This window comes from Streptomyces sp. NPDC000410 (genome assembly GCF_040300305.1).
GTDB lineage: Bacteria > Actinomycetota > Actinomycetes > Streptomycetales > Streptomycetaceae > Streptomyces.
On sequence record NZ_JBEPDM010000009.1, the window covers coordinates 1 to 26,165 of the forward strand.

Below are 26,165 nucleotides of genomic sequence, written 5' to 3' on the forward strand. Positions count from 1 at the left end.
AACGCAGCGTGGGGGCACCTCCCGTGCCCGAAGGGCTACGGGGGAGCACGTGCCGGGCGTCGCGCGCCAGGCGGGATTTGTCAGACACGGCCTAGCGGGCGTCTGCCTGGTGACTGCCGGCGCCGCGGTCGAGGAACGCGGCGACCGTCCGGGTGAAGGCGCCGGGGTCGTCGAGCCACGGATAGTGCGCGGCGCCCGCCTGTACGGCCACTTCGGCGTGCGGGAACAGCGCGGCGGCCTCGGTGGCGTGGGCCGGTGTGGGGCCGCCGTCGTACTCGCCCACGAGCACGAGCACGGGCGCGTCCAGTGCGGCGAGGGCCTTCACCGTGGCCGCGGGGTCGAGGGCGCCGTTCGCGTAGTAGACGCCCTTGGCCTGCGGGTTGGCCTGGTGGGCCTCGTCCGCGGCGTGGGCCCTGGCCGTGGCGTCCCAGCGGCCGTACATGAACGGCACGATGTCCGGCCAGAGATCGTCGAGGTCGTGACCGGCGAGGAACTGCTCCCACGCGGCCCGGCCGGCCTCGTACCAGGGCTCGCCCTCACGCAGGGCGGCGGCGGCGCGCCAGTCCTGTTCGGTGGGCTGGATGCCGAGGGCACGGGTGCTGGGGGTGACGAGGGTGAGCGAGCGCACTCGTGCGGGGTACGCCGCCGCGTACAGCACGGCGAGACTGCCGCCGGCCGAGTGCCCGAGGAGGTCGGCGCGGTCGAGCCCCAGGTGCGCGCGCAGCGCCTCGACGTCGCCGACGAGCCGGTCGCAGCGGTACGTGGCCGGGTCGTCCGGCATCGCGGAGTCCCCGGTGCCGCGCAGATCGAGCCGGACGAGCCTGCGGTGGGTGGTCAGCCCGCCGAGGTCGCCCAGGTAGGCGGAGGCACGCATCGGCCCGCCGGGCAGACAGATCAGCGGCTCGCCGTCCCCTTCGAGGTGGTAGGCGAGCTGGGTCCCGTCGTACGCGCTGAACATCGGCATGACGTGATCCATCCTCCCTGGGCGTCCGTGTTCGCGCCAACGGGTAGGTCGTGGTGTGGGGTGCGAGCCGGGCCTGTCGGAGCCCTTGACGCCCGGCCGGGTGGCTGGATTACTGATCCCGAACAGCTCGACCGAATGATCGGTCGTCCGACTTGTGCAGCTGAGCTGGGGGCTGGAATCCTATGACGGACCTGCTGGATGCCGGGGAGCGCCTGAGCCGCGAGGAGCTCCGGGCCCTGCAGCTGGAGCGGCTGCGGGCGACCCTGCGCCACGCCTACGAGAACGTCGCCTTCTACCGGGAGTCGTTCGACAAGGCGGGACTGCGCCCCGAGGACTGCCGCTCGCTGGCCGATCTGGCCCGTTTCCCGTTCACGACGAAGGCGGATCTGCGCGATCACTACCCGTTCGGGATGTTCGCCGTGGAGCAGTCGCGGGTACGGCGCATCCACGCGTCCAGCGGGACGACGGGGCGGCCCACGGTGGTCGGCTACACCGACCGGGACCTGCGGACCTGGGCCGACGTGGTGGCCCGGTCGATCCGCGCGGCGGGCGGACGCCCCGGGCACAAGATCCATGTGGCGTACGGGTACGGCCTGTTCACGGGCGGGCTCGGGGCGCACTACGGGGCGGAGCGGCTGGGCTGCACGGTCATTCCCGCGTCCGGCGGAATGACCGCGCGCCAGGTGCAGCTGATCCAGGACTTCCGGCCCGAGATCATCATGGTGACGCCGTCGTACATGCTGACGCTGCTGGACGAGTTCGAGCGGCAGGGAGTCGATCCGCGCTCGACCTCGCTCCAGGTGGGGATATTCGGCGCCGAGCCGTGGACCGAGGAGATGCGGCGGGAGATCGAGGAGCGGTTCGCGATCGACGCGGTCGACATCTACGGGCTGTCGGAGGTGATCGGTCCGGGGGTGGCGCAGGAGTGCGTGGAGACCAAGGACGGGCTCCACATCTGGGAGGACCACTTCTACCCGGAGGTCGTCGACCCGTTCACGGGTGAGGTGCTGCCGGACGGGGAGGAGGGCGAGCTCGTCTTCACCTCGCTCACGAAGGAGGCGATGCCGGTGATCCGGTACCGGACGCGGGATCTGACGCGGCTGCTGCCGGGGACGGCACGGGTCTTCCGGCGGATGGAGAAGGTCACCGGGCGCAGCGACGACATGATCATCCTGCGCGGGGTGAACCTCTTCCCGACGCAGATCGAGGAGATCGTGCTGCGTACGCCGGGTGTCGCCCCGCACTTCCAGCTGCGGCTGACCCGCGAGGGCCGGATGGACGCGCTCACAGTGCGGGCCGAGGCACGCGACGGGGCGACGCCGGAGCGGCGGGCCGCGGCGGCGGCGGAGATCGCGGCGGCGGTGAAGGACGGGATCGGGGTGTCGGTGGGGGTCGAGGTGGTGGATCCGGAGACGCTGGAGCGGTCGGTGGGCAAGATCAAGCGGATCGTGGACCTGCGCCGGCAGTAGCGCCGCGCCGTCCACGGGAGATCGGTTCAGCGCCGGGGGCCGCGGCTGCCGTGCCGTCGGTCCGCCGGTACGGCCGCGAGCTCCGGACGTCCTCCGGCCAGGGCGACGGTCGCGGAGACCAAGGCCTGGCGGCCGGCGCTCTCGGCGGGCTCGTCCGGCGCGTGGAGGCGCTGCATCGTCAGCCCGTCGAAGCCGGCGAGGACGAAGCGGGCGATCAGCTCCGCGGTGAGCTGCTCCACGACCGCCCGGTACAGGTCCTCCTTCGTGCCGAAGGTGGGGCCGGGGCCGCCGAGGAGAGCGGTGCCCACGAGGCCCCGGCGCAGGTCTTCGCTACGCGAACCGGTCCCGCAGCTCGCGCTTGAGGATCTTGCCGCTGGCGTTGCGGGGCAGCGCGTCCACGAACAGCACCCGCTTCGGGGCCTTGAAGTGGGCGAGCTTCTCGCGCGCGTGGGCCAGGATCTCGTCCTCCGTGACCTCGCCGCGCGGTACGACGACGGCGGTGACCGCCTCGATCCAGCGGTCGTCGGGCAGGCCGACCACCGCCGCCTCGGCGACGGCCGGGTGGGTGTAGAGCGCGTCCTCGACCTGCCGGGAAGCCACCAGCACTCCCCCGGAGTTGATGACGTCCTTCACCCGGTCGACGATCGTGTAGTACCCCTCGCTGTCACGCACCGCGAGGTCGCCCGAGCGGAACCAGCCGCGCCGGAAGGCCGCCTTGGTCTCCTCGTGCTTGTCCCAGTAGCCGTCGCACAGCTGCGGGGAGCGGTAGACGATCTCCCCCGGCGTGCCGTCGGGGACCTCGTCACCGTCCTCGTCGACGACCATCGCCTCGACGAACCGGACGGGCCGGCCGCAGGAGTCCATCCGCCCTTCGTGCTCGTCGGGGCGCAGGACGGTGGCGAGCGGCCCGATCTCGCTCTGGCCGAAGCAGTTGTAGAAGGCGAGTCCCGGCAGCCGTTCACGCAACCGCTCCAGTACGGGGACGGGCATGATCGACGCACCGTAGTACGCCTTTCGCAGCGCGCTCAGATCACGGGTGGCGAAGCCGGGATGCCGGGACAGGGCGATCCAGACGGTGGGCGGTGCGAAGAGACTGTCGGCGCGCCCCGCCTCGACCAGGTCGAAGATCTGCTCGGCGTCGGGGGCGTCGAGGATGGTGTTCTCCGCCCCGACGGCGAGGTACGGCAGCAGGAACACATGCATCTGCGCGGAGTGGTAGAGCGGCAGCGAGTGGACGGGCTTGTCGTTCTCGTCGAGATCCAGGGCCGTGACGGCGGAGACGTACTCGTGGACGAGCGCGCGGTGGGTCATCATCGCGCCCTTCGGCAGGGCGGTGGTTCCGGAGGTGTAGAGCAGCTGGACGAGTTCGCGGGCATCGCGGTCGGGGTCGTACTCCTGAGGGTCGGCGAGGGCGGTCAGCAGCGAGCCCCCGGTGTCGCGCAGGGCGCGTACGGCGAAGCCTTCGGGGACGCGGCCGGCCAGGTCCGGATCGGCGAGCACGAGTGAACTGCCCGACTGGCTCAGGATGTACGCGAGGTCCTCCCCGGTCAGGTTGTGGTTGACCGGGACGTGCACGAGTCCGGCGCGGGAGCAGGCCAGGAAGGCGATCAGATAGGCGTCGGAGTTGTGCCCGTAGGTGGCGACGCGGTCGAACTCACGCAGGCCGTGGCCGGTCAGCACGGCGGCCGCGGTGGTGACGGCCCGGTCCAGTTCGGCGTAGGTCCAGGAACGGTCCGCGTAGCGGACGGCGGTACGGTCGGGGGTGCGCTGCGCGCTGCGTCGCAGAACGCCGTCGACGGTGCTGCTGAGAAGTCGCTCCAAGGCTTCCATGGCTGGATCCTGAGCGGCGGCACCGGCCGGGTCAAGCATCCGCCATCACCGCTTGACTCATCGGATGACTTGCTTTGCCTGCTGTTGATCTCTGCATGCCCGTCAACTGGTGCTCTCGGGAACAGAGTTGACCACATGGCCATGACATGGACAGCCGCGCCCACGCGCGAGAACCCCGAGAGCGTCGCCTCGCCCTTCGCCGGGCGCGACCTGGTCCGGGTGCGGGCGGTCACCCTGGACGCGGTGGTCGGGTACGCGGAGGCCCTGATGCGGCCGGGCGAAGTGCCTCCCGGGCCGCGCTCCTCCCCCATCAGCTGCTACGACGGCAGCGCGGGCACGGGCCTGGAGCTGCTCCAGCACCGCGCGGACGATCCGCGCGTCGCGCCGCTGGTGGGGCGGCTGGCGCGCTGGACCCTGGACTTCGCCGATACGCGCGAGCTCACCGGCGGTCTGTTCCACGGGGGCACGGGCGCCTGTGTGTTCGCCGCGGCGGCGGGTGATCTGCTCGGCGAACCGGAACTGACCGACAGGGCCCGGACCCTGTGGACCGCGCTCGTCGACGAACGGGAAGGGCGCGACGACCTCAGCCGTGGCAGCGCCGGGATTCTGCTGGGGAGCCTCGCCATGGGGCGGCACACGGGAGATGCCTCCTTCCTCACGCACGCCGCGGCGCAGATCCCGGGACTCCGGCTGGAGCAGGGCGTCGAGGCCCTGCGCGCCGGGCCGCCCGCCGGGGCACGGCAGTCAGGGAACGGGCACGCCATCGGCTTCGCGTACGGTCTGGCGGGCCGGGCGCACGCGCTCACCGCGTATCTGGCCGCCCGGCGGGCGCTCGGGGACCCTGCGGCGAGCTTCGGCGTCGACCTCTCCCTGCTCGACGCCGCGTACAGCGTCCTCGCGGACCGTACGGCGGAGTTCGTCCGCCACGTCCGCACCGCGGGGGTCGGCCCCGTGGCCGCCTCCTGGTGCCAGGGGCTGGCCGGGATCGGTACGGCGCTCACCCGGGCGGTCCGGGAGACGGACCGGGAGGATCTGATCCCGCTGGTCGCGGAGGTCGCACGGGCGGTGCTGGAGATCGCCCCGCGGATGACGGCGGTGTCGCAGTGCTGCGGCCTCGCCGGGGTCGGGGAGTTCCTCCTCGACGCGGGACGTCACCTCCAGGAGCCGGAGTACGAGCAGCGGGCGCGGGACATCGCCCTGCTGGTCCTGGCACGTACGGGCGGCACGCTCGCCGGACCCGTGTCCCCCGGCGCCGCGCGGACGAGGCCGAACGGTGGCTGGGGCACCGGCTCCGCGGGGGTCCTCGGGTTCCTGCGCCGACTGGGATCGGGCGGCGGCCGGCGCGTCGTGGGAGATCTCTCCCACGAGTAGGCCGGACACGCCGGACAAACCGTGAGGGTGGGCGGAGTGATGCACCGCCGGGCCTTCACGGGCTGAACGAGAGGAAGACGAACGCGGCGAAGATCACCAAATGGACGCTGCCCTGGAGGAGGGTCGCGCGGCCCGGCACCACGGTCAGCGCGCTGACCACGGCGGTGAGCGTGAGCAGCACCATATGGGTGGCGCCGAGCCCGAGGACGAGCGGACCGGACAGCCAGACCGAGGCGAGGGCGATGGCCGGGATGGTGAGCCCGATGCTCGCCATCGCGGAGCCGTAGGCCAGGTTGAGGCTGGTCTGCATACGGTCGCGGCGCGCGGCACGGACGGCCGCGAGGGTCTCGGGGGCCAGCACCATGAGGGCGATCAGCACACCGACGACGGCCTGGGGCAGCCCGGCCGACTCCACGCCCCCCTCGATGGACGGTGAGACCAGCTTGGCGTCGCCGACGACGGCGACGAGCGCCACGACGAGCAGGCCGAGGCTCCAGCAGGCCTCGCGCACGGTGGGCAGCTCGGCGTGTTCCTCGGGGTCGGACGGGGCGCCGTCGCGTGTCACGGGCAGGAAGTAGTCGCGGTGCCGCACGGTCTGGACGGCGACGAAGACCCCGTACAGCACGAGGGAGGAGACCGCGGCGAAGGCGAGCTGGGCACCGGTGAACTCGGGGCCCGGGGCGCCGGTGGTGAAGGTGGGCAGTACGAGGGTCATGGTGGCGAGGGTGCAGACGGTGGCCAGTGCGCCGCCCGAGCCCTCGGCGTGGAAGACGGCGACGCGGCTGCGCAGGGCGCTGACGAGGACGGACAGGCCGACGATCCCGTTGCAGGTGATCATGACGGCGGCGAACACCGTGTCCCGGGCGTAGCTGGACGCCTTGCTTCCGCCGCCCGCCATCAGCGTGACGATCAGGCCGACCTCGATGACGGTGACCGCGACGGCGAGGACCAGGGAGCCGAAGGGTTCGCCCGCCCGGTGCGCGACGACCTCCGCGTGGTGGACGGCGGCCAGTACGGCGCCGATCAGGCACACGCCCACGAGGGCCACGGAGAAGGCGGACAGCTCACGTCCCCAGCCCAGCGCGAGGGCGACGGCCGCGACGACCGGCACCCAGGTGGTCCACTGCGCGGTCAGCGCTGTCGTGCCGGTCTTCATGCGGGTCACGCTGCCAGGCGGCGGCGCGGGCCGCGCGGGGTGCTGCGCCGATGGGGTCGCACGGGCTCACGGCGGTCGGCGCAGCGCGTACGCGCGGCGGTACGTCCGGCCTCCCGCAGGTCGGGAGGCCGCTGCCGTCACACGGCGCGTTCGCGGCCCTCCCAGTAGGGGTCGCGCAGACGGCGCTTGTAGAGCTTGCCGTTGGGGTCGCGGGGCATGGTGGCGATGAAGTCGACGCTCTTGGGGCGTTTGTAGCCGGCGAGGCGCTCTTCACAGTGGGCGAGGAGTTCGGCGGCGAGCGCCGGGCCCGGCTCCCGGCCCTCGGCCGGTTCGATGACGGCCTTGACCTCCTCGCCCCAGTCGGCGTGCGGGATGCCGAAGGCCGCGGCGTCGGCGACGGCGGGGTGGGTGAGGAGGGCCGCCTCGATCTCGGCGGGGTAGATGTTGACGCCACCCGAGATGATCATGTCGATCTTGCGGTCGCGGAGGAACAGATAGCCGTCCTCGTCGAGGACGCCGAGGTCACCGACGGTGAAGAAGTCGCCGATACGGTTCTTGCGGGTCTTGGTCTCGTCCTTGTGGTAGCTGAAGCCGCCGGTCGACATCTTCATGTAGACGGTGCCGAGTTCGCCGGGCGGCAGCCGGTTGCCGTCGTCGTCGAAGACGGCGAGTTCGCTGATGGGCCAGGCCTTGCCGACCGTACCGGGCTTCTTCAGCCAGTCCTCGGCGGTGGCGAAGGCGCCGCCGCCCTCGCTCGCCGCGTAGTACTCCTCGACGCAGGTGCCCCACCAGTCGATCATCGCCCGTTTGACGTGGTCGGGGCAGGGCGCGGCGCCGTGGATGGCGTGTCGCATCGAGGTGACGTCGTACCGCGCCCGTACGTCGTCGGGGAGCGAGAGCAGCCGGTGGAACTGCGTCGGAACCATGTGCGTGTGCGTGCAGGCGTAGGTGTCGATCAGCCGCAGCATCTCCTCGGGCGTCCACTTATCCATGAGCACCAGCCGGTGGCCGATGTGCAGGGACGCGCCCGCGAACTGCAGGACGGCGGTGTGGTAGAGCGGCGAGCAGACGAGATGGACGTTGTCCTCGAAGGGCCTGATGCCGAAGATGCCGAGGAAGCCGCCGAGGTGGCTCTCCTCGGGGAGTCTGCCGGTGAGGGGGCGGCGGATGCCGCGCGGGCGGCCGGTGGTGCCGGAGGTGTAGTTCATCACCCAGCCGAGGGTGCGGCCGTCGGGCGCCGAATCCGGCTGTCCGTCGAGGAGTTCGGCGTACGGACGGAAGCCCGGGATCTCGCCGACCGCGTGCCGGTGGGTCGCGGGGAGCTCCGCCTCGTCGGCCGCGGCGGTGGCGGCGGCCGCGAACCGTTCGTGGGCGATGAGGACCTTGGCCCCGGAGTCGGCGACGATCCAGGCGATCTCGGGGCCGACGAGGTGGTGGTTGACGGGGACGAGATAGAACCCGGCCTGGCTGGCGGCGAGATAGGCGGTGAAGAACTCGACGCCGTTGGGGAGGACGACGGCGAACGCGTCACCCCGTTCGAGTCCGGCCGCGCGCAGGCCGTGGACGAGCCGGTTGACGTCGGCGTGGAGCCGCCCGGCGGTCCACTCCTCGCCGTCGGGCGCGATCAGGACGGTGTGGTCGGGGGTGGCGGCCGCCTGGGCCCAGAATCCGTTCACCTGCGCACTCATGACCCGCTCCTTCCGGCGATACGGTTCAGACGGTCCATGGCTCGTTCGAAGCCGCGCGTGAGGTCGTCGACGACCTGCTGGACGCTGCGCTCGGCATTCATCCGGCCGACGATCTGGCCGACGGGCGTGCCGAGCAGCGGTTCGATCTCGTACTTCTGGATCCGGGACACGGCCTCGGCGACGAGCAGGCCCTGCAACGGCATGGGCAGGGCGCCGGGGCCGTTCGGGTCGTCCCAGGCGTCGGTCCATTCGGTGCGCAGCTGGCGGGCGGGTTTGCCGGACAGGGCGCGGGAGCGGACGGTGTCGCCGGAGCCGGCCGCGAGGAGTCTGGCCGTCAGCGCCCGGGAGTGGAGGTCGGCCTCGGTGGTGGTGAGCCAGAGGGAGCCGAGCCAGACGCCCTGGGCGCCGAGGGCGAGCCCGGCGGCGATCTGTTCGCCGCTGCCGATCCCGCCGGCGGCGAGTACGGGAAGGGGGCTGACGGCTTCGACGACCTCGGGGGTGAGCACCATGGAGGCGATCTCGCCGGTGTGACCGCCGGCCTCGTAGCCCTGGGCGACGACGATGTCGATGCCCGCGTCGGCGTGGCGGCGGGCGTGCTTGGCGCTGCCGGCGAGGGCGGCGACGAGGACGCCGTGGTCGTGGGCGCGCTGGACGACGTCGGCGGGCGGGGAGCCGAGCGCGTTGGCGAGGAGCTTGATCGGGTAGTCGAAGGCGACGTCGAGCTGGCTGCGGGCGACCTGCTCCATCCAGCCGGTGATGCGCCAGCCGGAGGCCTCGCCCTCTGGCAGCGCGGGCACGCCGTGCTTGGCGAGGGTCTCCTCGACGAAACGGCGGTGTCCTTCGGGGATCATCGCCTCGACGTCGGCCTCGGTCAGGGTGTGCCCGTCCGCGGCTTCGGCCTTCTTGGCGGGCATGACGACGTCGAGGCCGTACGGTTTGCCGCCGGTGTGCTCCTGCATCCAGTCGAGATCGCGGGCGAGGTCGTCCGGGGCGGTGTAGCGGACCGCGCCGAGCACGCCGAATCCGCCGGCCCGCGTGATGGCGGCGGCGACCGCCGGGAACGGCGTGAAGCCGAAGATGGCGTGCTCGACGCCCAGTTTCTTGCTCAGCTCCGTCTCCATGGGCGGCAGGATGCCGCAGCGGGACGGCCGAGGGAAGAGATTTTCTGATGCAGTGTCAGATTCTTCGCCGCCCGGCGAGTGACGCCGGCCGGTCAGCACCCGGGCGCGGGGAGTGGATCGACCGATCGGACGACCCTCTTGTCACCCGCCCCGCTCGTCGGGACCAGCCTGTGTGGTGATGGTCATGGCGGGCCCCCGGGCGGAGGCTGGACGCGGCGCGCGAAGCGCTCCGTCACCCGGCACCGGTCGGCGCCCGCCCGCGCGCCTCCCGGCCGCGGCGTGGCCGACGGCGCGACCCATCGATGAGCTGCCCGCCCTGCGGTCGGCCGGGTGGGTGGCTCGGGCGCCGACGGCGTACGGACGTCCTCGCCCGGCGCGCCACCGACCGATTCCCCTTCCCCCTCTGTGGAGGTTTGCCGTGAGCAGGAAATCAATCCCGCAGGCCCACCGGGCCGTACCGGCCGCCGCGCTCGCGGCGCTGGCCGCGGCGGCGGCGGTGCTGACCGGATGCGCACCGGGCGGCGGCGACCCCGCCGCGTCCCCCCGCGCCGCCGCGCCCTCCACCTCCGCCTCCGCCCCGGCCTCCGGAGCACGCCCGAGCGCGCCGGGCGCCTCCGGCGGTCCGGCGCGCACCGTCGAAGGCACCCTGGTGGCCAGCGACTTCGGGGCCGACACCGTGACCTTCGTCGATCCGTCACGGCGTGGCGAGGCGGCCGGCCCGGCGTCGGTGGAGGTGGGCACGGCCCCGTACGGGATCGCGCTCGGCGCCGACGGGAGGGCGTGGGTGGCGACGGCGGAAGGCGTCGCCGTGGTGGACACCAGGAGCCGTGAGCGCACCGCCCTGATCCCGTACGCGACCGACACCGGGCCGGTGACCACCGGCGAGTACCGGGGCGGCGGGATGGGCATCGCGCTCTCCCCCGACGGGCGGTTCGTCTACGTCGGCGTGAACGTCCCCGGCGGCAACGGCACGCTGGAGGTGATCGACACCCGGCGGGATCGTGTGGTCAGGAGCGTCCCGGTGGGACGGCGGCCCTTCGACGTCGACGTCTCTCGCGACGGCCGCCATGTCTACGCCACGAACCACGATTCCTTCGACGTCACCGTCGTCGGCACCGGCGACTGGGGCACCCGCCGCATCGAAGTGGCCCCGTACGGCACCGAGGGGGGCCTCGGCTCCTGGCTCAAGCCGCACTACACCGCCGTGCGCCCCTCCGACGGCGCCCTCCTGCTCCCCTTCGAGGGCGAACGCCTCGCGGTGGTCGACCCGGAGACCGGCCGGGTGCGCATCGAAACCATGACCGCCAACACCCACCAGCACGGCGCCACGGTGACCGGTGACGGCACTCTGTACGTGGTCGGCACCGGACCGATCGACCCGTCCGAGGACGCCGGTCCGTCCCTCACCGTCCGCGCCCCCGACGGCGACGAGCGCGTCATCCCTCTCGACGGGCCCCACGAGGACGTCGCCGTGTCGGCCGACGGCCGCACCGCCTACGTCTCCGGCGGCTTCACCCGCGACGGCTACTGGAACGGCCTCAGCGTCGTCGACATCGCGACGGGCGACGTGACGCGCCTCCCGGTCGGTGAACGGCCCCTGGGAATCGCCGTGCTGTAGGTGCCCCTGCGTGCTCCTGCCCTGCGGCGGCCCTCCGCGACACCCCGTCGCGCACGCCCTCAGCCGCCCCGTCCGGAGCTATAGACACTGTCAATGCGATGCATCGACAGCACTTCTTGGACGCTATAGCACCTGGTCGTGCATGGTGAATGACGTCGGCCCACAAGGCAGGCACCCACCACGAAGGGAGTGATCGTGCACAAGCTGCAGGACGGCTACACGCGGTTCCGCGAGGACGTCTATCCGGCCAGGGCGAGGCTGTTCTCGCGTCTCGCGACCGATCACCGTCCCGGGACGCTGTTCATCGGCTGCTCCGACGCCAGAGTCGTGCCGGAGCTGATCACCCAGAGCGACCCGGGTGAGCTGTTCGTGATCCGGACCGCGGGCAATCTCGTCCCCGCCTACGGCCCCGGATCGGACGGCGTGGCCGCGAGCATCGAGTACGCCGTGGCCGTGCTGGGGGTGCGCGACATCGTCGTGTGCGGGCACACCGCCTGCGGGGCGATGACCGTCCTCGCCGAAGGGCACGACCTCGGCGCCGCACCCGTCATCGCGGACTGGCTCCGCCACGCGGACGCGTCCCGCGCCCGCGCTGCCGCCGCCCCCGCCGGATCGGGCGCCGACAGGGTCACCACCCTGGTCCGGGCGAACGTGGCCGCGCAGTTGCAGAACCTGGCCACCCACCCCTCGGTGACCCGCGCCCTGGCCGAGGGCGTGATCGCTCTGCACGGCTGGGTCTTCGACATCGGGGCGGGCACCGTCGAGACCATCGACGACGCCCTGGCCGTGTCCTGACCGTCCCGGACCGCGCCGGCCCGTCCCGCACGCACGACCGCGGCCACCACGCCCGCACGCACCACGGTCCCGATGGGGACCGTTCCGTTCCCGGGCAATTCCCACAGACAGAAGGAAAGTCGCCATGACGCACGCCCAGTTCGACCCCGCCGCCCGTCAGGCCCTGGCCGTCTCCGCCGTCGAGGCCAAGACCCGCAAGGACCTCACGTGGCAGCGGATCGCCGACGCCGCCGGCCTGTCGCCCGCGTTCGTGACCGCCGCCGTCCTCGGCCAGCACGCTCTGCCCGAACAGTCGGCGAAGGCCGTCGCGGAGCTGCTGGACCTGGACGACGACGCGGTCATGCTGCTGCGGACCATCCCGACCCGCGGCTCCATCCCCGGCGGCATTCCCACCGACCCGACCATCTACCGCTTCTACGAGATGCTCCAGGTCTACGGCACCACCCTCAAGGCCCTCGTCCACGAGCAGTTCGGCGACGGCATCATCAGCGCGATCAACTTCAGGCTCGACGTGAAGAAGGTCGCCGACCCCGAGGGCGGCGAGCGCGCGGTGATCACCCTGGACGGCAAGTACCTGCCGACCAAGCCCTTCTGACGCGAGGCCGCCGCCACCCGGGGCCCATCCCTACATGAAGGAGCAGTCATGACCCCCGCCCGACCGGACGAGACGGACCTCCGGCACCTGCGAAGGGCCGTGGACCTGGCGGCGGAGGCGCTGCGCGCCGGTGACGAACCGTTCGGCTCCGTCCTGGTCGGCCCCGACGGGCAGGTCCTGGCGGAGGAGCGCAATCGGGTGCACAGTCTCGGCGACGTCACCCGGCATCCGGAGTTCGCGCTCGCCCGTTGGGCCGTCGTCCATCTCACCGAGCGGCAGCGGAGGGCCTCCACCGTGTACACCTCGGGGGAACACTGCCCGATGTGCTCGGCCGCCCACGGCTGGGTGGGCCTCGGTCCCATCGTCTACGCCCACTCCGCCGCCCAGTTGACGCAGTGGCTGACCGAGCTGGGTGTGGCACCGTCACCGGTGCGCTGCCTGACCGTCGACGACGTGGTCCCCGGCCTCGACGTGCGGGGACCGGTTCCGGAGCTCGCCGATCGCATGCGCGACATGCACAGCAGCTTCCATCGGCAGGCACGCCGGGACGAGCGGCCCTGACCGCTCGGGCGGATGCGCCCCCGCCCATACCCCTCGCAATAGCCGCAGCCACGGTATCCGGGTGCTTCCATCGACGCTGCCTATGATGGAAGGTGTCCGTGGAACTGCGTCACCTGCGCTACCTGCTCGCCGTCGCCGATCAGGGCAGCTTCACCCGCGCCGCGGAGGAGCTGCACATCTCCCAGCCGACCCTCTCCCAGCAGATCAGACAGCTGGAGCAGAGGCTGGGCACACAGTTGCTGGACCGCACCGGACGTACGGTCCGGCTCACCGGCGCGGGCGAGACGTACGTCGTGTACGCGCGACGGGCCCTGCGCGACCTGGCCGCCGCGGAACGCGCCCTCCACGAGGTGCGGGACCTCTCCCGCGGCCACCTCAGGCTCGCGATCACCCCCACGTTCACGGCCTACCTCGTCGGCCCGCTCGCCGCCGAGCTCCACGCCCGCCATCCCGGAATCACCCTCTCCGTCCGGGAGATGACCCAAAGCCGCATGGAGTCCGCCCTGCTCGCCGACGACATCGACGTCGGCATCGCCTTCGCGGGGCCGCATCAGCCGGGCATCGAGGCGACGGCCCTGTACCACGAGAGGCTCAGCCTCGTCGTGGGTGCGGACCGGACCGGGCCCGACGGTGCCTCCGGGAGGGACGCGCCGCCCGCACAGGAGAGGGACACGCCGCCCGTACGGGAGAGGGACATGCCGCCCGTTCGGGAGCGGGACGTGCTGCCCGTTCGGGAGCGGGACGTGCTGCCCGTGGCCGAGGTGACCGAGCATCAGCTCGTCCTGCTCAGCCAGGACTTCGCCACCCGCGGTCACATCGACGCCTACTTCGCCGAGCACGGTGTCACGCCCCGCATCGCGATGGAGGCGAACTCGGTCCAGGCGCTCACCGAGATCGTCCGGCGCACGTCCTTGGCCACCGTGCTCCCCGACGCCGTGACCCACGACCACCCGGGACTGCGCCCGGTGCCGCTCGACCCCGCCCTTCCGCCCCGTACCGTCACGCTGCTCAGGCGGGAACTCGCCCATCTGAGCCCCGCGGCCGGGGCCTTCAGCCGGCTGACCCGTGAGGTGGTGGAGTCCCGCGCGTACCCGCCCGCGCGCGGAGCGTGCCCGAGGCAAGACCCAGCCGGGACTCGGCCGTCTCGATCGCCACGTCGCTGAGATCCGGGTCCTGCGGCGGCGAGTCGTCGTTGGCGTACGCCCCCAGGCCGTCGACGGCGATGAGGATGTGCAGAGTCGCCCTGAGCGCGTCGTCGGTCGTGAACTCCCCGGCCCGGACGCCTCTGTCGACGAGGGCCACGAGAGCGGCCCGCGTCTCCGATTCCTGCGTGCGCACCGCGTGGCGCAAGGAGTCCTTGAACCTGCTGAGGTGCCGTGCGTTCAGCCACAGGCGGCTGAGGTCCAGGTAGTCACCGTCCGCGAGCCCCACGAGGAAGCGCGCGAGACGCTCGACGGGCGGCAGGTCCTGCTCGTGCGGCGGCAGGAGCGAGTCGCGTTCCCTGGTCGTGGCGTGGGTGAACGCCTCGCTGACGAGGTTGTCCGCCGCGGGGAAGTAGTGGCTGATGAGGCCGGGGCGGACGCCCATCTCCTCGGCGACGCGCCGCAGCGTGATCAGCTCCAGTCCCTCCTCCAGCGCGATGTGCGCGGCGGTCTCCACGATCTCCGCACGGCGCTGTTCCGGCAGCTTTCGCGTTCGTATCGGCCGAGGTCTTGACGTCATGGGTCAAAGGTTATTGGATCGGTGACCAATACACTGTTGGCCGACTGACCAATAACGGCGCCGGAGGCGCACCCGAGAGGCTTCGATGACGACACACCCCACCACCACCCGCGCAGGAGCTCTCGACGGACAGGGCCCCGAGCGGGCGGGGCATCCGGAAACCCGGGGCATCGACCTCGTCCCCGCCGACGAGCGGACGGGGCACCCGCGCCGGCTCTTCGCGGTATGGGCGGCTCCGAACGTCAGCTACCTGAGCTTCACGGTCGGCGCCACCCTGATCCTCATGGGGCTCACGCTCCCGCAGGCGGTCGGTGTGATCATCGCCGGAAACCTGCTGTGGATCTTCACGGGGATCCTCGCGGCGAGCGGCCCGGTCGCCGGCACGAGCGGCTCGGTCGTCTCGCGCGCGTTCTACGGGGTCATGGGCAACAAGGGCGTGCTCATCCTGACCGGCTGGCTCATCGCCTCGGCCTACCTCGCCCTGAACTGGTCGGCCGCCTCGGTCGCGGGCATCGGCCTGGCAGGACGGATGGGACTGCCGGCCGGCCCGGCCGTCGACGCGGCCGTCATCTGTCTCATCGCCGGGGCGACCCTCTTGATCGCGATCTACGGATACGCGACGATCGTCCGCCTCTACACCGCGCTCAGCGTCCTGCTGACCCTCGTGTTCGTCGTCGTGACGGGATACGTGCTCGCCCAGGCCGACTGGTCCTACGCCCCGGCGGAGCCTCTGCAGGGCACCGCGCTCGCCGCCACGCTGGGCATCGGCTTCACCATCGTCGCCTCCACGCCGCTGTCCTACAACAACAGCCCCGACCTGGCCCGGTACCTGCCCGGCGACAGCGGCCCGCTCGCCGTCGCCGGGTGGACGGCCGCGGGCGCGTACCTGCCGAGCGTCGTGTTCACCTCCGTCGGCGCGCTCGCGGCCACCAGCCTCGACATGAGCGACCCGCAAGCCGCGCTGGAGAGCATCCTGCCCGGGTGGTTCGTCCCCGTCTTCGTCATCGCGGTGGTCGCCAACACCGTGGCGAACAACGGCATGACGGCCTACAGCGCCGGCCTGTCCATCCAGTCGGTCGGCGTCCGGCTCGCCCGTATCCCCGCGGTCCTGACCATCGGCGTCCTCGGCACCGCCATGACGCTGTACGCGATCCTCGTCCAGGACTTCCTCACGAGCGTCAACACCATGCTCCAGCTCGTGGTCGTCGTGACCGGACCGGCCATGGCGGTGGCCGTGACCGACCTCGTCATGCGGCGCAACCGCTACGACGGGCCGGACCTGCTCGAGCAGGAACACGGCGGGCCCTTCTGGTACCACCGCGGTGTCCACTGGTCCGGCGTCCTCGCGCTCGTCACCGGTGGACTCACCTCCCTGATGTGGGTGACGACCACCTTCTGGACCGGCCCGATCGCCGCGGCCACGGGTGATGTCGACATGGCGATCCCGTCCGGCATGGCCGTCGCCGCCGCCGTCTACTGGGCGTCCGCACGCGTCCTCGGGACCGTCCCGCGCCCCGGCTCCCCGCGCCCCTGACACTCCCGCGGCCGGTTCCCAGCGCCCCGCGCCGCAGCTCCCCACGAACGGCACCGAAGGAAACCCGTGACCCCGACCGTCATCCCCCGCCCCGCGCACCGCCCGCACATCGCGGCCGCCGCCACCGACCCGTACGACCGCGGCACCGCCCGAGGTGAGCGGCTCCGTGACGGCATCCCCGCCGCGGCGGAGGTGTACGACCGGCTCTTCGCGCTCGGCGGCATCACCCCCGACCGGGTACGTGAGGACGCCGAGCGTGCCCTCGACGCCATCGGGCGGTTCCGTCCCGCGGCCCACGCCGAGATCTCGGGCATCGCCCATGGCGCCGGCGTCGAGGAGTGGCGCGTCGCCGCCCTCAACGCCCGTACGGAGATCCTGGCCCGCAGCGCCGCCGTGCCACCCGGGGAGTGCACCACGATCGTGCGCCGCGTCCCCGGCGACGGCGGTCCGCCGCGCACGTTCGGCGTCCAGACGTGGGACTGGCACGTCGAGCTGAGCGGCATGTGGCACACGCTGGAATCACGCGGCGGCCGGCACGACGTCGTCGGCCTCACCGAGAACGGCATACTCGGCAAGATGGGTGTCAACAGTGCGGGCCTGGCCCTGCACTTCAACATCCTCGGTCACGTCGACGACGGCATCGGCGGCATCCCCGTGCACGTGCTCGCGGCCATCGTCCTCGAAGAGTCGGGAAGCGTCGCCGAGGCCGTCGAGATCGTCCGCGGCGCGCCGCTCGCCTCCTCCGGGTCCTTCGCGCTCTTCGACGAGACCGACGCCGTCCTCCTCGACCTGAGCCCGGTCGGGGTCTTCGCGGTGCCGCCCACGCACGACACGCTCGTGCGCACCAATCACTTCCTCACACCGGTGCCCGCCGCCGGTGAGAAGTCCTGGCTCTACCAGCCCGACTCGGGCGAACGCCACGACTTCGTCCGCGATCGCCTCGCCGGCGGACGGACGCCGACGACGGCCGACGAACTCGCGGGCCTTCTCGTGACGGGTGCGGGCGAGCCGCCGGTGACCTGCGTGCCCGACCTGGACAAACCGCTCGGCCGCCGCTGGGCCGGCCTCGCGACCCTCACCCTCGAACCCGCGACACGCACGGCCCGGATCCTCGACGGCACCCCCGCCGACATCGGCTCACGCGACTGGCGCGTCCTCACCGCCGGCTGATCCCGGCGCCGGGGACACCGGCGTGGCCTGGGCGATGAGGAGGGCGACGTCGTCGTGGTCGTCGGGGTGCCGCAGGGCGTGCAGGAGCCACTCGCAGGTCTCGTCCAGGGGCCTGAGCGGTTCGTCCAGGGTGCGCAGCAGGGTGTCCAGGCGCTCGTCGATGGGGTGGTGGCGGGTTTCGACGAGGCCGTCGGTGTAGAGCACGAGCCGGTCGCCCGGGTTCAGGTCGAAGGCGGTGGTGTGGAAGGGAACACCGCCGACGCCGAGGGGCGCCCCGGTGGGCAGGTCGAGCAGCCGGGGGTGGCGCCCGGCCGCGGCGAGGACGGGCGGCAGGTGTCCGGCGTTGGCGATGTGGCACCGGTGCCGGTGGGGGTCGTAGACGGCGTACACGCAGGTGGCGATGTAGTGCTCCAGCCCGTGGGTGATCTTGTCGAGATGCTGGAGGACCTCGTCGGGTGCCAGGTCGAGGTCGGCGAAGGCGCACGTGGCGGTGCGCAGCCGGCCCATGGTGGCGGCGGCGTCGATGCCGTTGCCCATGACGTCGCCGACCACCAGGGCGGTCCTGTCCTCGGTCAGCGGGATGACGTCGTACCAGTCGCCTCCGACCTCGCTGGACGCCTGGGCGGGCTGGTAGAGGGAGGCGATGGCCAGGCCCGTGAGCCGGGGCGGGCGGCCCGGCAGGAGGCTGCGCTGGAGGGTCTCGGAGACGTTGCGGACGCTCTGGTGCCAGCGGGCGTTGTCGATGGCGACGGCTGCGCGGGCGGCCAGCTCGGCGGCCAGGATCACATCGTCCTCGTCGAACGGGAGCTCGTTGCGGGCGCGCAGCAGGTCGAAGGCGCCGAGGACCTCGTTGCGGGCGATCAACGGCACCGCGAGGTAGGAGTGCACACCGGCCCGGGCGAAGGCGGCGGCGCCGTCCGCGTCGCGGGCGATGCGCTGCAGGTCCTTGTCGGCGACGTGGGCGACGACGACGGGCTGCCCGGTGTGGACACACTGCGTGATCAGCCGGTCCGCGCTGTAGGCGGCCAGGTCCCCGGGCTGCAGGGCGCCGGTGGCCGGCGTCGGGTAGGCGGTGGCGACGGCGAGCGCGCGGAACAGCTCCGGGCCGCGTTCCTGGGACGGGTCGGTGCGGCGGAAGGCCAGGACGGCGTCGAGCAGGTCGACCGCCGCCACGTCGGCGAGGTCGGGCACGGCGACGTCGACCAGTTCCTGGGCGGTCGTCCCGACCTCCAGGGTGGTGCCGACGCGGGCGGAGGCGTCGGCGATCATGGCCAGGCGGCGGCGGGCCCGGTCCGCCTCGGTCGCGGCCTGGTGGCGTTCGCTGACGTCGACCACGGTGCCCGCCACGCCGATCACCCGCCCGCTGCGGCCTTCGAGCCTGTAGTACGACACCGACCAGGCGTGATCGTGGTCCGGGTCGGCCGGGGTGCGGCCGACGGTGTACTGGTCGATCAGCGGTGTGCCGGTGAGCAGCACCTGGCGCATCGCGGACTCGATGGTGTCGACGTCGAGGAAGGGCAGGAGGTCGCGGGGGTGCCGGCCGATGTGGTCGGCGGCGGGGATGCCGTTGATCCGCTCCAGGGCCGGGTTGATCAGCAGATAGCGCAGGTCGGTGTCCAGCAGGACGATACCGATGGCCGCCTGCGACACCAGGCGCTCGGACAGGGCCAGGTCGGTCTCCATCCGCTGCAGTGTGCTCTGGTCCGCGGCGATGCCGAGCGCGTAGACGTCACCGACGTCGTCCAGAAGGCGCATGTTGCGGAACTCCACCAGGCGCGTACCGCCGTCCTTGTACCGGATCGGAAAGGCTCCGGCCCAGCTCGCACCGGTGGCCATCACCTCGGCGAACAGTTTGACCACCAGGTCCCGGTGCTCCTCGCGGACCAGCAGCTGGGCCGCGTACTGTCCCAGGGCCTCCTCGGCGGTGTACCCGAACACCTCGTCGGCCTGCGGGCTCCAGAACACGATCCGCCCGCTCGTGTCCAGCACGACCGCGGCCACGCCGAGCAGGTCGAGCAGCCCTCCCGGCGGCGACGGCCCGGGCCTGCGGTTCTGCTCCTCGTCGCGGAGCGGCTCGTGTGCGCCCATGTCCGAAAGCTCCCTCCTCGCGGCGGGCCCTCGGGGCGCCCGCCGGCTGAGGTCTCCTCTTCCATGCTCCTCCCCGGACCCGGTCCCGCACGATCCGGTGGCCCGCCCCGCGCGGCACCGGCCCCCCGCGGGCCGGGCGGTCCGGTCCGCGTCCACGCGCCCGTCCGGGGCGACGCCGGCATCGGGTAGACCGTCGCTCATATGTCCAACTGGGCAATGGCATCACGGGTGTTGCAGCCGCTATCGTCCTCCGCACATCGCACGCGCATACGCATACGCACAGCCGCACTGCATCACGGTCGTCCCCCGGAGAAGCCTCGGAGTCTCACGCGTGGCAAGGGGGTCCGATGGAATCCTTCAGGGAGGGTGAGGTATGACGGAGGTCTCGGCGGGCAGAGGAATCAGCCGCCGCCGGCTGGGCGGCGGGCTGCTGGCGCTGGGAGGTGTGCTGGTGATCGGACCGTTCCCGGGCGGCGCCGCGGTGGCCGCCCCGGGGCCCCGGGGCGACCGTACGACCCTGCGGCGCGGCTCCCCGGAGCGGGCCGGGCTCATCGCCGAGCACCTGGACCGGCTCGTCGCGGACGCCGAGAAGTACCTCTCCCCCTCTCCCAAGCACCCCTGGTACGCGGGCGCGGTGCTGCTCGCGGGCCGCGGCGGGACGGTGGCGCTGCACCACCCGATCGGCAAGGCGGTGCGCTACGTGGCGTACGACGAGAAGACGGACACGGGGGTGGAGTTCCCGGCGGACGACCAGATCCCGATGGCGCGGGACACGGTCTTCGACCTCGCCTCGGTGTCGAAGCTGTTCACGTCGATCCTGGCCGTGCAGCAGATCGAGCGCGGCGCGCTGGTGCTGGAGGAGAGGGTCGCGGCGTATCTGCCGGAGTTCGGGGCGGCGGGCAAGCAGGACATCACCGTACGGCAGCTGCTCACCCACACCTCGGGCCTGCGCGCGTGGATCCCGCTGTACAAGGAGCCGACGAGGGAGGGGCAGCTGCGGCTGCTGTGGAACGAGGCGCCGGCGAATCCGCCGGGAAGCAAGTACCTCTACTCGGACCTCAATCTGATCGGGCTTCAGCTCGTCCTGGAGAAGATCACCGGCCGCGGTCTGGATGCCCTGCTCCACGACGAGATCACCGCTCCGCTCGGGATGCACCGCACGCGTTTCAACCCGCCCGCCTCCTGGAAGCCGCGGATCGCGGCGACCGAGGATGCCCGGCTGCCGTGGTCGGGACTGGAGCGGGGGCTCGTGTGGGGCGAGGTGCACGACGAGAACGCGTACGGGTTCGGCGGCGTCGCAGGCCACGCGGGGGTGTTCTCCTGCGCCTGGGACCTGGCCGTTCTGGCCCGTACGCTGCTCAACGGCGGGACGTACGGGCGGGCGCGGATCCTGTCCGAGGAGTCCGTGGAGCTGATGTTCACGGACTTCAACACGGCGTTTCCCGGCGACGAGCACGGTCTCGGGTTCGAGCTCTACCAGCACTGGTACATGGGGGCGATGGCCACGCCGCGCACGGCGGGGCACACGGGGTTCACCGGCACGAGTCTGGTCCTCGACCCGTCGACCGACTCGTTCCTGGTACTGCTCGGCAACTCCGTGCATCCGGTGCGGAGCTGGCGCTCGGGCAGTGCGCCCAGGGTGGCCGCCGCGAACCACCTGGCCCGTGCCGTCGCCGTACGGCCCGACCGGGGAGGAACCGCCTGGTTCTCCGGCATGACCGGCGCCACGACCACGACCCTCACCCTGCCCGCGCTGAGCCCGGCCACCGACCGCGCCCGGCTGCGCTGCTCCCTGTGGTGGGACACCGAACCCGGCGCGGACAAGGTGTACCTGGAGGCCTCGGCGGACGACGGCGGCACGTGGCAGCCCGTGCCGTTCACGACCGTACGGCCGGGCCTGCCGCCCGAACCGCATGCGGCCGGGTCCGCGACCGGCTGGTCCGGCCGCGTCTGGCACCGGCTGGAGGCGTCCCTCTCCCCCTGGCGGGACCGTCCGCTGCGGCTCCGCTGGCGCTGCACGACGGACCGGCTGTACGTGGGCCGCGGGGTGTACGTGGACGGGCTGCGGGTCGAGGACGGCGGCCGGGTGCTCTTCGACGAGTCCCGGCCCAAGGACGCGGCCCGGATCGACGCCGTGGGCTGGACCGCCGCAGCCGACTGAGGCGTCCCTGCCCGGCCTGCCGGGGCGCGCCCGGCGGGCCGGGCCGGGGCCCCGTACCGGCGCGGGCGCGCGCGGGACCGCCGGGAGGGGGATCTCCCGCTACGGCACCGCCGGGGCAGGGACCTCCAAGTACGGACCCGCAGGGACGGGCATCTCCCGCTACGGCACCGCCGGGGCAGGGACCTCCAGGTACGGACCCACAGGGACGGGGACCTCCAGGTACGGGACCCGCCGGGGCAGGGACCTCCAGGTACGGACCTGCCGGGCGAGGTCCCGTCGGATACCGCCAGGTACCGGATCAGTCGTCCAGGACCGTGAGCACGATCTTGCCCCGGGTGCGGCCGGTCTCCCCCAGCCGGTGGGCGTCGGCGGCCCGCTCCAGCGGCAGGACGGTCTCCACAACGGGCCGCAGCCGGCCCTCCGCGGCCAGCCGGGCGAGGGCCCGCATCCCGGTGGAGTCGGGCTCCACCAGCGTGAAGCCGGTGCGGATGCCCCGCCGTCCGCTCCCGTCGGCGGCCGGGGCGGGCGGGACGTCGTCGGGCGAGGGCAGGGTGAGCAGCGTGCCGCCGTCCCGCAGCACCTTCAGGGAGCGCGTTCCGTAGTCCCCGCCGATCGAGTCCAGGACGACGTCCACCTCACGGCCGGCGAGCGCCTCCACGAAGTCCTGCCGGGTGTAGTCGATCAGTTCGTCGGCGCCCAGCTCCTTGAGCAGGGAGTGCTTGTCCTCCCGGGCGGTACCGACGACGTGGGCGCCATGGGCCGCGGCGATCTGCACCGCGAGGTGCCCGACGCCGCCGGCCGCCGCGTGGATCAGGAGCCGCGTGCCGTCGGTCAGCCCCGCCGTCTCCACCAGCGACTGCCAAGCGGTGAGGCCCGCCAGCGGCAGCGCCGCGGCCTCGACATGGCTGAGGGACCCGGGCTTGGGCACGAAGTGCCGGGCGGGCCCGGTGACGTACTCGGCGTATCCGCCGGCCTGGCGGGGGAACTCGGGCATGCCGAACACCTCGTCGCCCGGCCGGTACAGCGTGACACCGGGGCCGACGGCCTCGACGACACCGGAGACGTCGTAGCCCAGCACCGGAGGGTCGGAGTGCATCCCGAAACCGCCGGTGGCGCGGGTCTTCCAGTCGATCGGATTGACGCCCGCCGCATGCACCCTGACCAGGATCTCCGTCGGTCCCGGTGCGGGCCGGGCGAGGGTCACCGGGGTGAGCACCTCGGGGCCGCCCCAGGAGGCCGGGCTGATCGCGCGCATCGTGGTGTCGTTCATGAGGGGTCCTTTCCGTTCCTGCGGTACGTCTCCACGATCGGCGCTCGCCCGCCCGCCCAGAACTGGCCGGATGGCCATGCTGTGACAGAATCTGGCCATGGCCGATGCGCAGCGAGTGGACACGACCGACGAGTGGGATCCGCGCGGCGGCTGCGTCGTACCGCCGGGGCCCGACCCGCACCGGGTGGCGGTGCTCGCCCTCGACGGCGTCATGACCTTCGAGCTCGGTATCCCGCCCCGCATCTTCGGCAGCGCCCGGGCCGCGGACGGGACCGCGCTGTACGAGGTGGCCGTCTGCACGCCGGACGGCGGGCCGGTGCGGACCGAGGCGGGCTTCTCGATCGACGTGGAGCACGGTCCGGAGGCGCTGGAGCGCGCGGACACGGTGGTCGTCGCGCCGACGCACCGGCTGGGTGTCATCGGTGAGCAGGGGGTGCTGCCCGGACCGCTGGCGGCCGCCCTCGCCCGGATCCGGCCGGGCACGCGGATCGTGTCGGTCTGCACCGGCGCGTTCGTCCTCGCGGCGGCCGGGCTGCTCGACGGGCGCCCCGCCACCACGCACTGGGCGGAGGCGGGGCACTTCCGCCGGCTGTTCCCGCGCGTACGGTTCGACGAGGACGTCCTCTTCGTCGACGACGGCGATCTGCTGACCTCGGCCGGAGCGGCGGCGGGCGTCGACGTGTGCCTGCATCTGGTGCGGCGCGACCACGGAAGCGCGCTCGCCAACCAGGTCGCCAGGCGCTGCATCGTGCCGCCCTGGCGGGACGGCGGTCAGGCGCAGTACATCGAACGCCCGGTGCCCGCCCCGACGACGGCCACGACGGCGCCGACCCGGGCCTGGGCGCTGGAGCGGCTCCACCGGCCGCTGACCCTCGGGGAACTGGCCGGGCACGCGCGGATGAGCGTACGGACCTTCACACGACGGTTCCGCGACGAGGCGGGCGTCACCCCTGGCCAGTGGCTGACCGCACAGCGGGTCGAGGTCGCCAAGCAGTTGCTGGAGACGAGCGACCTGTCCATCGACCTGGTCGCGGACCGCGCGGGGTTCGGCAGCGCCAACTCCCTGCGGCAGCACATGCGTGAGCTCGTGGGCGTCTCCCCCGCCGCGTACCGGCGGACGTTCCACACCGCGGCCGCCACGCGCGAGCCGGCGCCCGCGGCGTAGGGCCTCCGAGGTCTCCGGCCCCGGACGCCGGCGGCGTCACCGCCCCAGCGCCGCCATCGCCGCGTTGTGGCCGGGAATGCCGCTCACCCCGCCGCCGCGCACCGCGCCCGCGCCGCAGAGGAGCACGTTCGGGTGGGCGGTCTCGACGCCCCAGCGGCCCGTCCCTTCGTCCGCGTAGGGGAAGGAGAGGTCCCGGTGGAAGATGTGGCCGCCGGGGAGACGCAGGTCGTGTTCCAGGTCGAGCGGGGACTTCGCCTCGATGCAGGGCAGGCCCGCCTCGTCCAGGGCGAGGCAGTCGGCGATCGGGTCCTCCAGGTGGGCGTCGAGTTCGGCGAGGGTGGACTTCAGGAGGGTGTCGCGCGCGGAGTCGGGGTCCGTGGTGAAGAGACGGGCCGGGGTGTGCAGGCCGAAGAGGGTAAGGGTCTGGTAGCCCTGGGCGGCGAGCTCGGGGGCGAGGATGGACGGGTCGGTCAGGGAGTGGCAGTAGATCTCGGACGGTGGCGCGTCCGGCAGCCGCCCGGCGGCGGCCCGGGCGTACGCCGTCGCCAACTCGCCGTAGCCCTCGGCGATGTGGAAGGTCCCGGCGAACGCCTGCCGGGGGTCGACGGCGTGGTCGCGCAGCCGGGGCAGACGGCGCAGCAGCATGTTGACCTTGAGCTGGGCGCCTTCGGGCGGGGCCGGGAGCTCGTCGCCGAGGAGCGTGGCCAGGGCCTGGGGCGAGGCGTTCACCAGGACCTTGCGGGCGGCCACCGTGCCTTCGCCGTCGGGCGTGCGGAAGACGACCTCCGCGGCTTCTCCGTCCGTGTCGATCCGGATCGCCTCGTGGCCGGTGACGATCTCCGCCCCCGCGCCGCGCGCCGCGTCGGCGAGGGCGTCGGTGAGGGCGCCCATGCCGCCCACGGGGACGTCCCAGTCACCGGTGCCGCCGCCGATGACGTGGTACAGGAAGCAGCGGTTCTGCACCAGTGAGGGGTCGTGGGCGTCGGCGAAGGTACCGATCAGCGCGTCCGTCAGGACGACGCCGCGGACGAGGTCGTGCGTGAAGCGTTCCTCGATCGCGACGCCGATCGGCTCCTCGAACAGCATCCGCCAGCTGTCCTCGTCGCCGACGCGGGCCTTCAGCTCGGCGCGGGTCGGCAGCGGCCCGGTGAGGGTCGGGAAGACCCGGGTCGCGACGTGGTGGGTGGCGGCGTAGAAGGACTGCCACGCCTCGTACTCGCGGTCGGAACCGGTGAGCGCGGCGAACGACTCGCGCGTGCGGTCCCCGTCCCCGCCCACCAGCAGGCCGGTGGGGCGCCCGCCGCGCACGGTGGGCGTGTAGGAGGAGACGGTCCGCTTGCGTACGGCGAACCGCAGGCCCAGGTCGCGCACGATCTTCTCGGGCAACAGGGAGACCAGGTACGAGTAGCGGGACAGCCTGGCGTCGACCCCGGCGAAGGGGCGGGTGGAGACGGCGGCTCCTCCGGTGTTCCCGAGGCGCTCCAGGACGAGGACGGTGCGACCGGCCCGGGCGAGGTAGGCGGCGGCGACCAGTCCGTTGTGGCCGCCGCCGACGATGACGGCGTCGTACGCGGCGCGGGAGAACGCGTGAGCGGGGGCTACGGGCATGCCTCTTGGTAGCACGGGGTGATACTCCGGGCCAGGGGGCGGTCCGGACGCGCCTGGCCGGTTTCCCGTGCTTGTGGCAGTGCCGGTGGCCGTGCCGGTCACTGTGCCTGCGGCAGTGGCCGTTCCGTGCCGGTCACTGTGCCCGTGGCAGTGGCCGTGCCTGTGCCCGTCCCGTGCCCGCGCCTGGTGCCCACGCCGGGGCCGGAGCGTTCGCCCACGCCAGGGCCGGCGCCTTGCCCGTGCCGTGCCCACGCCAGTGGCCGTGCCGCGCCCGTGCCG

The 26,165-nt window shown here is 72.8% G+C and carries 20 protein-coding genes and 1 pseudogene; 11 read left to right on the forward strand and 10 right to left on the reverse strand.

The window, feature by feature from the left end:
• Positions 1-91: 91 nt before the first annotated feature.
• On the reverse strand, positions 92-964 hold the full coding sequence (locus ABT342_RS13355) for an alpha/beta fold hydrolase (protein WP_351571621.1): 873 nt from the start codon (positions 962-964) through the stop codon (positions 92-94).
• A gap of 182 nt (positions 965-1,146) precedes the next feature.
• Between ABT342_RS13355 and paaK the strand changes: the two genes are divergently transcribed.
• Positions 1,147-2,433, forward strand: coding sequence for a phenylacetate--CoA ligase PaaK (gene paaK, locus ABT342_RS13360; protein ID WP_351571624.1), 1,287 nt, complete (start codon positions 1,147-1,149; stop codon positions 2,431-2,433).
• A gap of 26 nt (positions 2,434-2,459) precedes the next feature.
• Here paaK and ABT342_RS13365 read toward each other — a convergent pair.
• Positions 2,460-2,657, reverse strand: a pseudogene (locus tag ABT342_RS13365) (hypothetical protein); the annotation flags it as partial.
• Between the two features lie 106 nt (positions 2,658-2,763).
• Positions 2,764-4,263, reverse strand: coding sequence for an acyl-CoA synthetase (locus ABT342_RS13370; protein WP_502965527.1), 1,500 nt, complete (start codon positions 4,261-4,263; stop codon positions 2,764-2,766).
• Between the two features lie 135 nt (positions 4,264-4,398).
• Between ABT342_RS13370 and ABT342_RS13375 the strand changes: the two genes are divergently transcribed.
• Positions 4,399-5,634, forward strand: a complete 1,236-nt coding sequence (locus tag ABT342_RS13375; RefSeq protein ID WP_351571627.1) for a lanthionine synthetase LanC family protein — start codon at positions 4,399-4,401, stop codon at positions 5,632-5,634.
• A 55-nt stretch (positions 5,635-5,689) separates the two neighbouring features.
• Here the strand turns inward: ABT342_RS13375 and ABT342_RS13380 are convergent, their stop codons facing one another.
• The 3 genes from ABT342_RS13380 to ABT342_RS13390 all read right to left on the reverse strand — a co-directional run bounded on the left by ABT342_RS13380 (position 5,690) and on the right by ABT342_RS13390 (position 9,599).
• Complete coding sequence (locus tag ABT342_RS13380; protein WP_351571630.1) at positions 5,690-6,790, reverse strand: calcium:cation antiporter; 1,101 nt, start codon at positions 6,788-6,790, stop codon at positions 5,690-5,692.
• A 137-nt stretch (positions 6,791-6,927) separates the two neighbouring features.
• A complete protein-coding gene (locus tag ABT342_RS13385; protein ID WP_351571633.1) occupies positions 6,928-8,478 on the reverse strand; it encodes an acyl-CoA synthetase in 1,551 nt (516 codons plus the stop codon).
• Positions 8,475-9,599, reverse strand: a complete 1,125-nt coding sequence (locus tag ABT342_RS13390) for an NAD(P)H-dependent flavin oxidoreductase (protein WP_351571636.1) — start codon at positions 9,597-9,599, stop codon at positions 8,475-8,477. Before ABT342_RS13390 ends, ABT342_RS13385 begins: the two co-directional genes overlap by 4 nt.
• 418 nt (positions 9,600-10,017) lie before the next feature.
• On the opposite strand from ABT342_RS13390, the gene ABT342_RS13395 reads away from it, so the two are divergent.
• The 5 genes from ABT342_RS13395 to cynR all read left to right on the forward strand — a co-directional run bounded on the left by ABT342_RS13395 (position 10,018) and on the right by cynR (position 14,331).
• Positions 10,018-11,217, forward strand: a complete 1,200-nt coding sequence (locus ABT342_RS13395) for a YncE family protein (protein WP_351571639.1) — start codon at positions 10,018-10,020, stop codon at positions 11,215-11,217.
• Between the two features lie 195 nt (positions 11,218-11,412).
• A complete protein-coding gene (locus ABT342_RS13400; RefSeq protein ID WP_351571642.1) occupies positions 11,413-12,012 on the forward strand; it encodes a carbonic anhydrase in 600 nt (199 codons plus the stop codon).
• A gap of 124 nt (positions 12,013-12,136) precedes the next feature.
• On the forward strand, positions 12,137-12,607 hold the full coding sequence (gene cynS, locus ABT342_RS13405) for a cyanase (protein WP_351571645.1): 471 nt from the start codon (positions 12,137-12,139) through the stop codon (positions 12,605-12,607).
• 48 nt (positions 12,608-12,655) lie between these two features.
• On the forward strand, positions 12,656-13,168 hold the full coding sequence (locus ABT342_RS13410) for a nucleoside deaminase (RefSeq protein WP_351571647.1): 513 nt from the start codon (positions 12,656-12,658) through the stop codon (positions 13,166-13,168).
• Positions 13,169-13,260: 92 nt separating this feature from the next.
• Entirely contained in the window at positions 13,261-14,331 is a 1,071-nt protein-coding gene (gene cynR / locus ABT342_RS13415; protein ID WP_351571649.1) for a transcriptional regulator CynR, read from the forward strand.
• Here cynR and ABT342_RS13420 read toward each other — a convergent pair.
• Positions 14,219-14,890: a TetR/AcrR family transcriptional regulator gene (locus ABT342_RS13420; protein WP_351571652.1), complete on the reverse strand. Its 672-nt coding sequence runs from the start codon at positions 14,888-14,890 to the stop codon at positions 14,219-14,221. The genes cynR and ABT342_RS13420 overlap by 113 nt on opposite strands.
• An 85-nt stretch (positions 14,891-14,975) precedes the next feature.
• Between ABT342_RS13420 and ABT342_RS13425 the strand changes: the two genes are divergently transcribed.
• Complete coding sequence (locus ABT342_RS13425; protein ID WP_351571655.1) at positions 14,976-16,424, forward strand: purine-cytosine permease family protein; 1,449 nt, start codon at positions 14,976-14,978, stop codon at positions 16,422-16,424.
• A gap of 66 nt (positions 16,425-16,490) precedes the next feature.
• Positions 16,491-17,594: a C45 family autoproteolytic acyltransferase/hydrolase gene (locus tag ABT342_RS13430; RefSeq protein ID WP_351571658.1), complete on the forward strand. Its 1,104-nt coding sequence runs from the start codon at positions 16,491-16,493 to the stop codon at positions 17,592-17,594.
• Here the strand turns inward: ABT342_RS13430 and ABT342_RS13435 are convergent.
• Entirely contained in the window at positions 17,562-19,682 is a 2,121-nt protein-coding gene (locus ABT342_RS13435; protein WP_351571661.1) for a SpoIIE family protein phosphatase, read from the reverse strand. The genes ABT342_RS13430 and ABT342_RS13435 overlap by 33 nt on opposite strands.
• A gap of 373 nt (positions 19,683-20,055) precedes the next feature.
• Between ABT342_RS13435 and ABT342_RS13440 the strand changes: the two genes are divergently transcribed.
• The gene (locus tag ABT342_RS13440) at positions 20,056-21,843 is read left to right on the forward strand and encodes a serine hydrolase domain-containing protein (protein WP_351571664.1); all 1,788 of its coding nucleotides are present in this window, start codon (positions 20,056-20,058) and stop codon (positions 21,841-21,843) included.
• Between the two features lie 298 nt (positions 21,844-22,141).
• Here the strand turns inward: ABT342_RS13440 and ABT342_RS13445 are convergent, their stop codons facing one another.
• Positions 22,142-23,113 carry an NADP-dependent oxidoreductase gene (locus ABT342_RS13445; protein ID WP_351571666.1) on the reverse strand — a complete coding sequence of 324 codons (972 nt, stop codon included), beginning with the start codon at positions 23,111-23,113 and terminating at the stop codon, positions 22,142-22,144.
• 97 nt (positions 23,114-23,210) lie between these two features.
• Here ABT342_RS13445 and ABT342_RS13450 point away from each other — a divergent pair, with 97 nt between their 5' ends.
• A complete protein-coding gene (locus ABT342_RS13450; protein WP_351571669.1) occupies positions 23,211-24,278 on the forward strand; it encodes a GlxA family transcriptional regulator in 1,068 nt (355 codons plus the stop codon).
• 36 nt (positions 24,279-24,314) lie between these two features.
• On the opposite strand, the gene ABT342_RS13455 is transcribed toward ABT342_RS13450, so the two are convergent.
• Positions 24,315-25,886 (reverse strand): phytoene desaturase family protein, encoded by a 1,572-nt coding sequence (locus tag ABT342_RS13455; RefSeq protein ID WP_351571672.1) that lies wholly within the window; start codon positions 25,884-25,886, stop codon positions 24,315-24,317.
• Positions 25,887-26,165: the final 279 nt, after the last annotated feature.

Bases quoted from the DNA above. Each gene is read 5' to 3' on its own strand.
- ABT342_RS13390 (WP_351571636.1), bottom strand. From the start codon at position 9,599: ATGGAGACGGAGCTGAGCAAGAAACTGGGCGTCGAGCACGCCATCTTC.
- ABT342_RS13375 (WP_351571627.1), top strand. From the start codon at position 4,399: ATGGCCATGACATGGACAGCCGCGCCCACGCGCGAGAACCCCGAGAGC.
- ABT342_RS13440 (WP_351571664.1), top strand. From the start codon at position 20,056: ATGACGGAGGTCTCGGCGGGCAGAGGAATCAGCCGCCGCCGGCTGGGC.
- ABT342_RS13445 (WP_351571666.1), bottom strand. From the start codon at position 23,113: ATGAACGACACCACGATGCGCGCGATCAGCCCGGCCTCCTGGGGCGGC.
- ABT342_RS13420 (WP_351571652.1), bottom strand. From the start codon at position 14,890: ATGACGTCAAGACCTCGGCCGATACGAACGCGAAAGCTGCCGGAACAG.
- ABT342_RS13410 (WP_351571647.1), top strand. From the start codon at position 12,656: ATGACCCCCGCCCGACCGGACGAGACGGACCTCCGGCACCTGCGAAGG.
- cynS (WP_351571645.1), top strand. From the start codon at position 12,137: ATGACGCACGCCCAGTTCGACCCCGCCGCCCGTCAGGCCCTGGCCGTC.
- ABT342_RS13380 (WP_351571630.1), bottom strand. From the start codon at position 6,790: ATGAAGACCGGCACGACAGCGCTGACCGCGCAGTGGACCACCTGGGTG.
- ABT342_RS13370 (WP_502965527.1), bottom strand. From the start codon at position 4,263: ATGGAAGCCTTGGAGCGACTTCTCAGCAGCACCGTCGACGGCGTTCTG.
- ABT342_RS13450 (WP_351571669.1), top strand. From the start codon at position 23,211: ATGGCCGATGCGCAGCGAGTGGACACGACCGACGAGTGGGATCCGCGC.
- ABT342_RS13435 (WP_351571661.1), bottom strand. From the start codon at position 19,682: ATGGGCGCACACGAGCCGCTCCGCGACGAGGAGCAGAACCGCAGGCCC.
- paaK (WP_351571624.1), top strand. From the start codon at position 1,147: ATGACGGACCTGCTGGATGCCGGGGAGCGCCTGAGCCGCGAGGAGCTC.
- ABT342_RS13455 (WP_351571672.1), bottom strand. From the start codon at position 25,886: ATGCCCGTAGCCCCCGCTCACGCGTTCTCCCGCGCCGCGTACGACGCC.
- ABT342_RS13355 (WP_351571621.1), bottom strand. From the start codon at position 964: ATGCCGATGTTCAGCGCGTACGACGGGACCCAGCTCGCCTACCACCTC.
- ABT342_RS13425 (WP_351571655.1), top strand. From the start codon at position 14,976: ATGACGACACACCCCACCACCACCCGCGCAGGAGCTCTCGACGGACAG.
- ABT342_RS13385 (WP_351571633.1), bottom strand. From the start codon at position 8,478: ATGAGTGCGCAGGTGAACGGATTCTGGGCCCAGGCGGCCGCCACCCCC.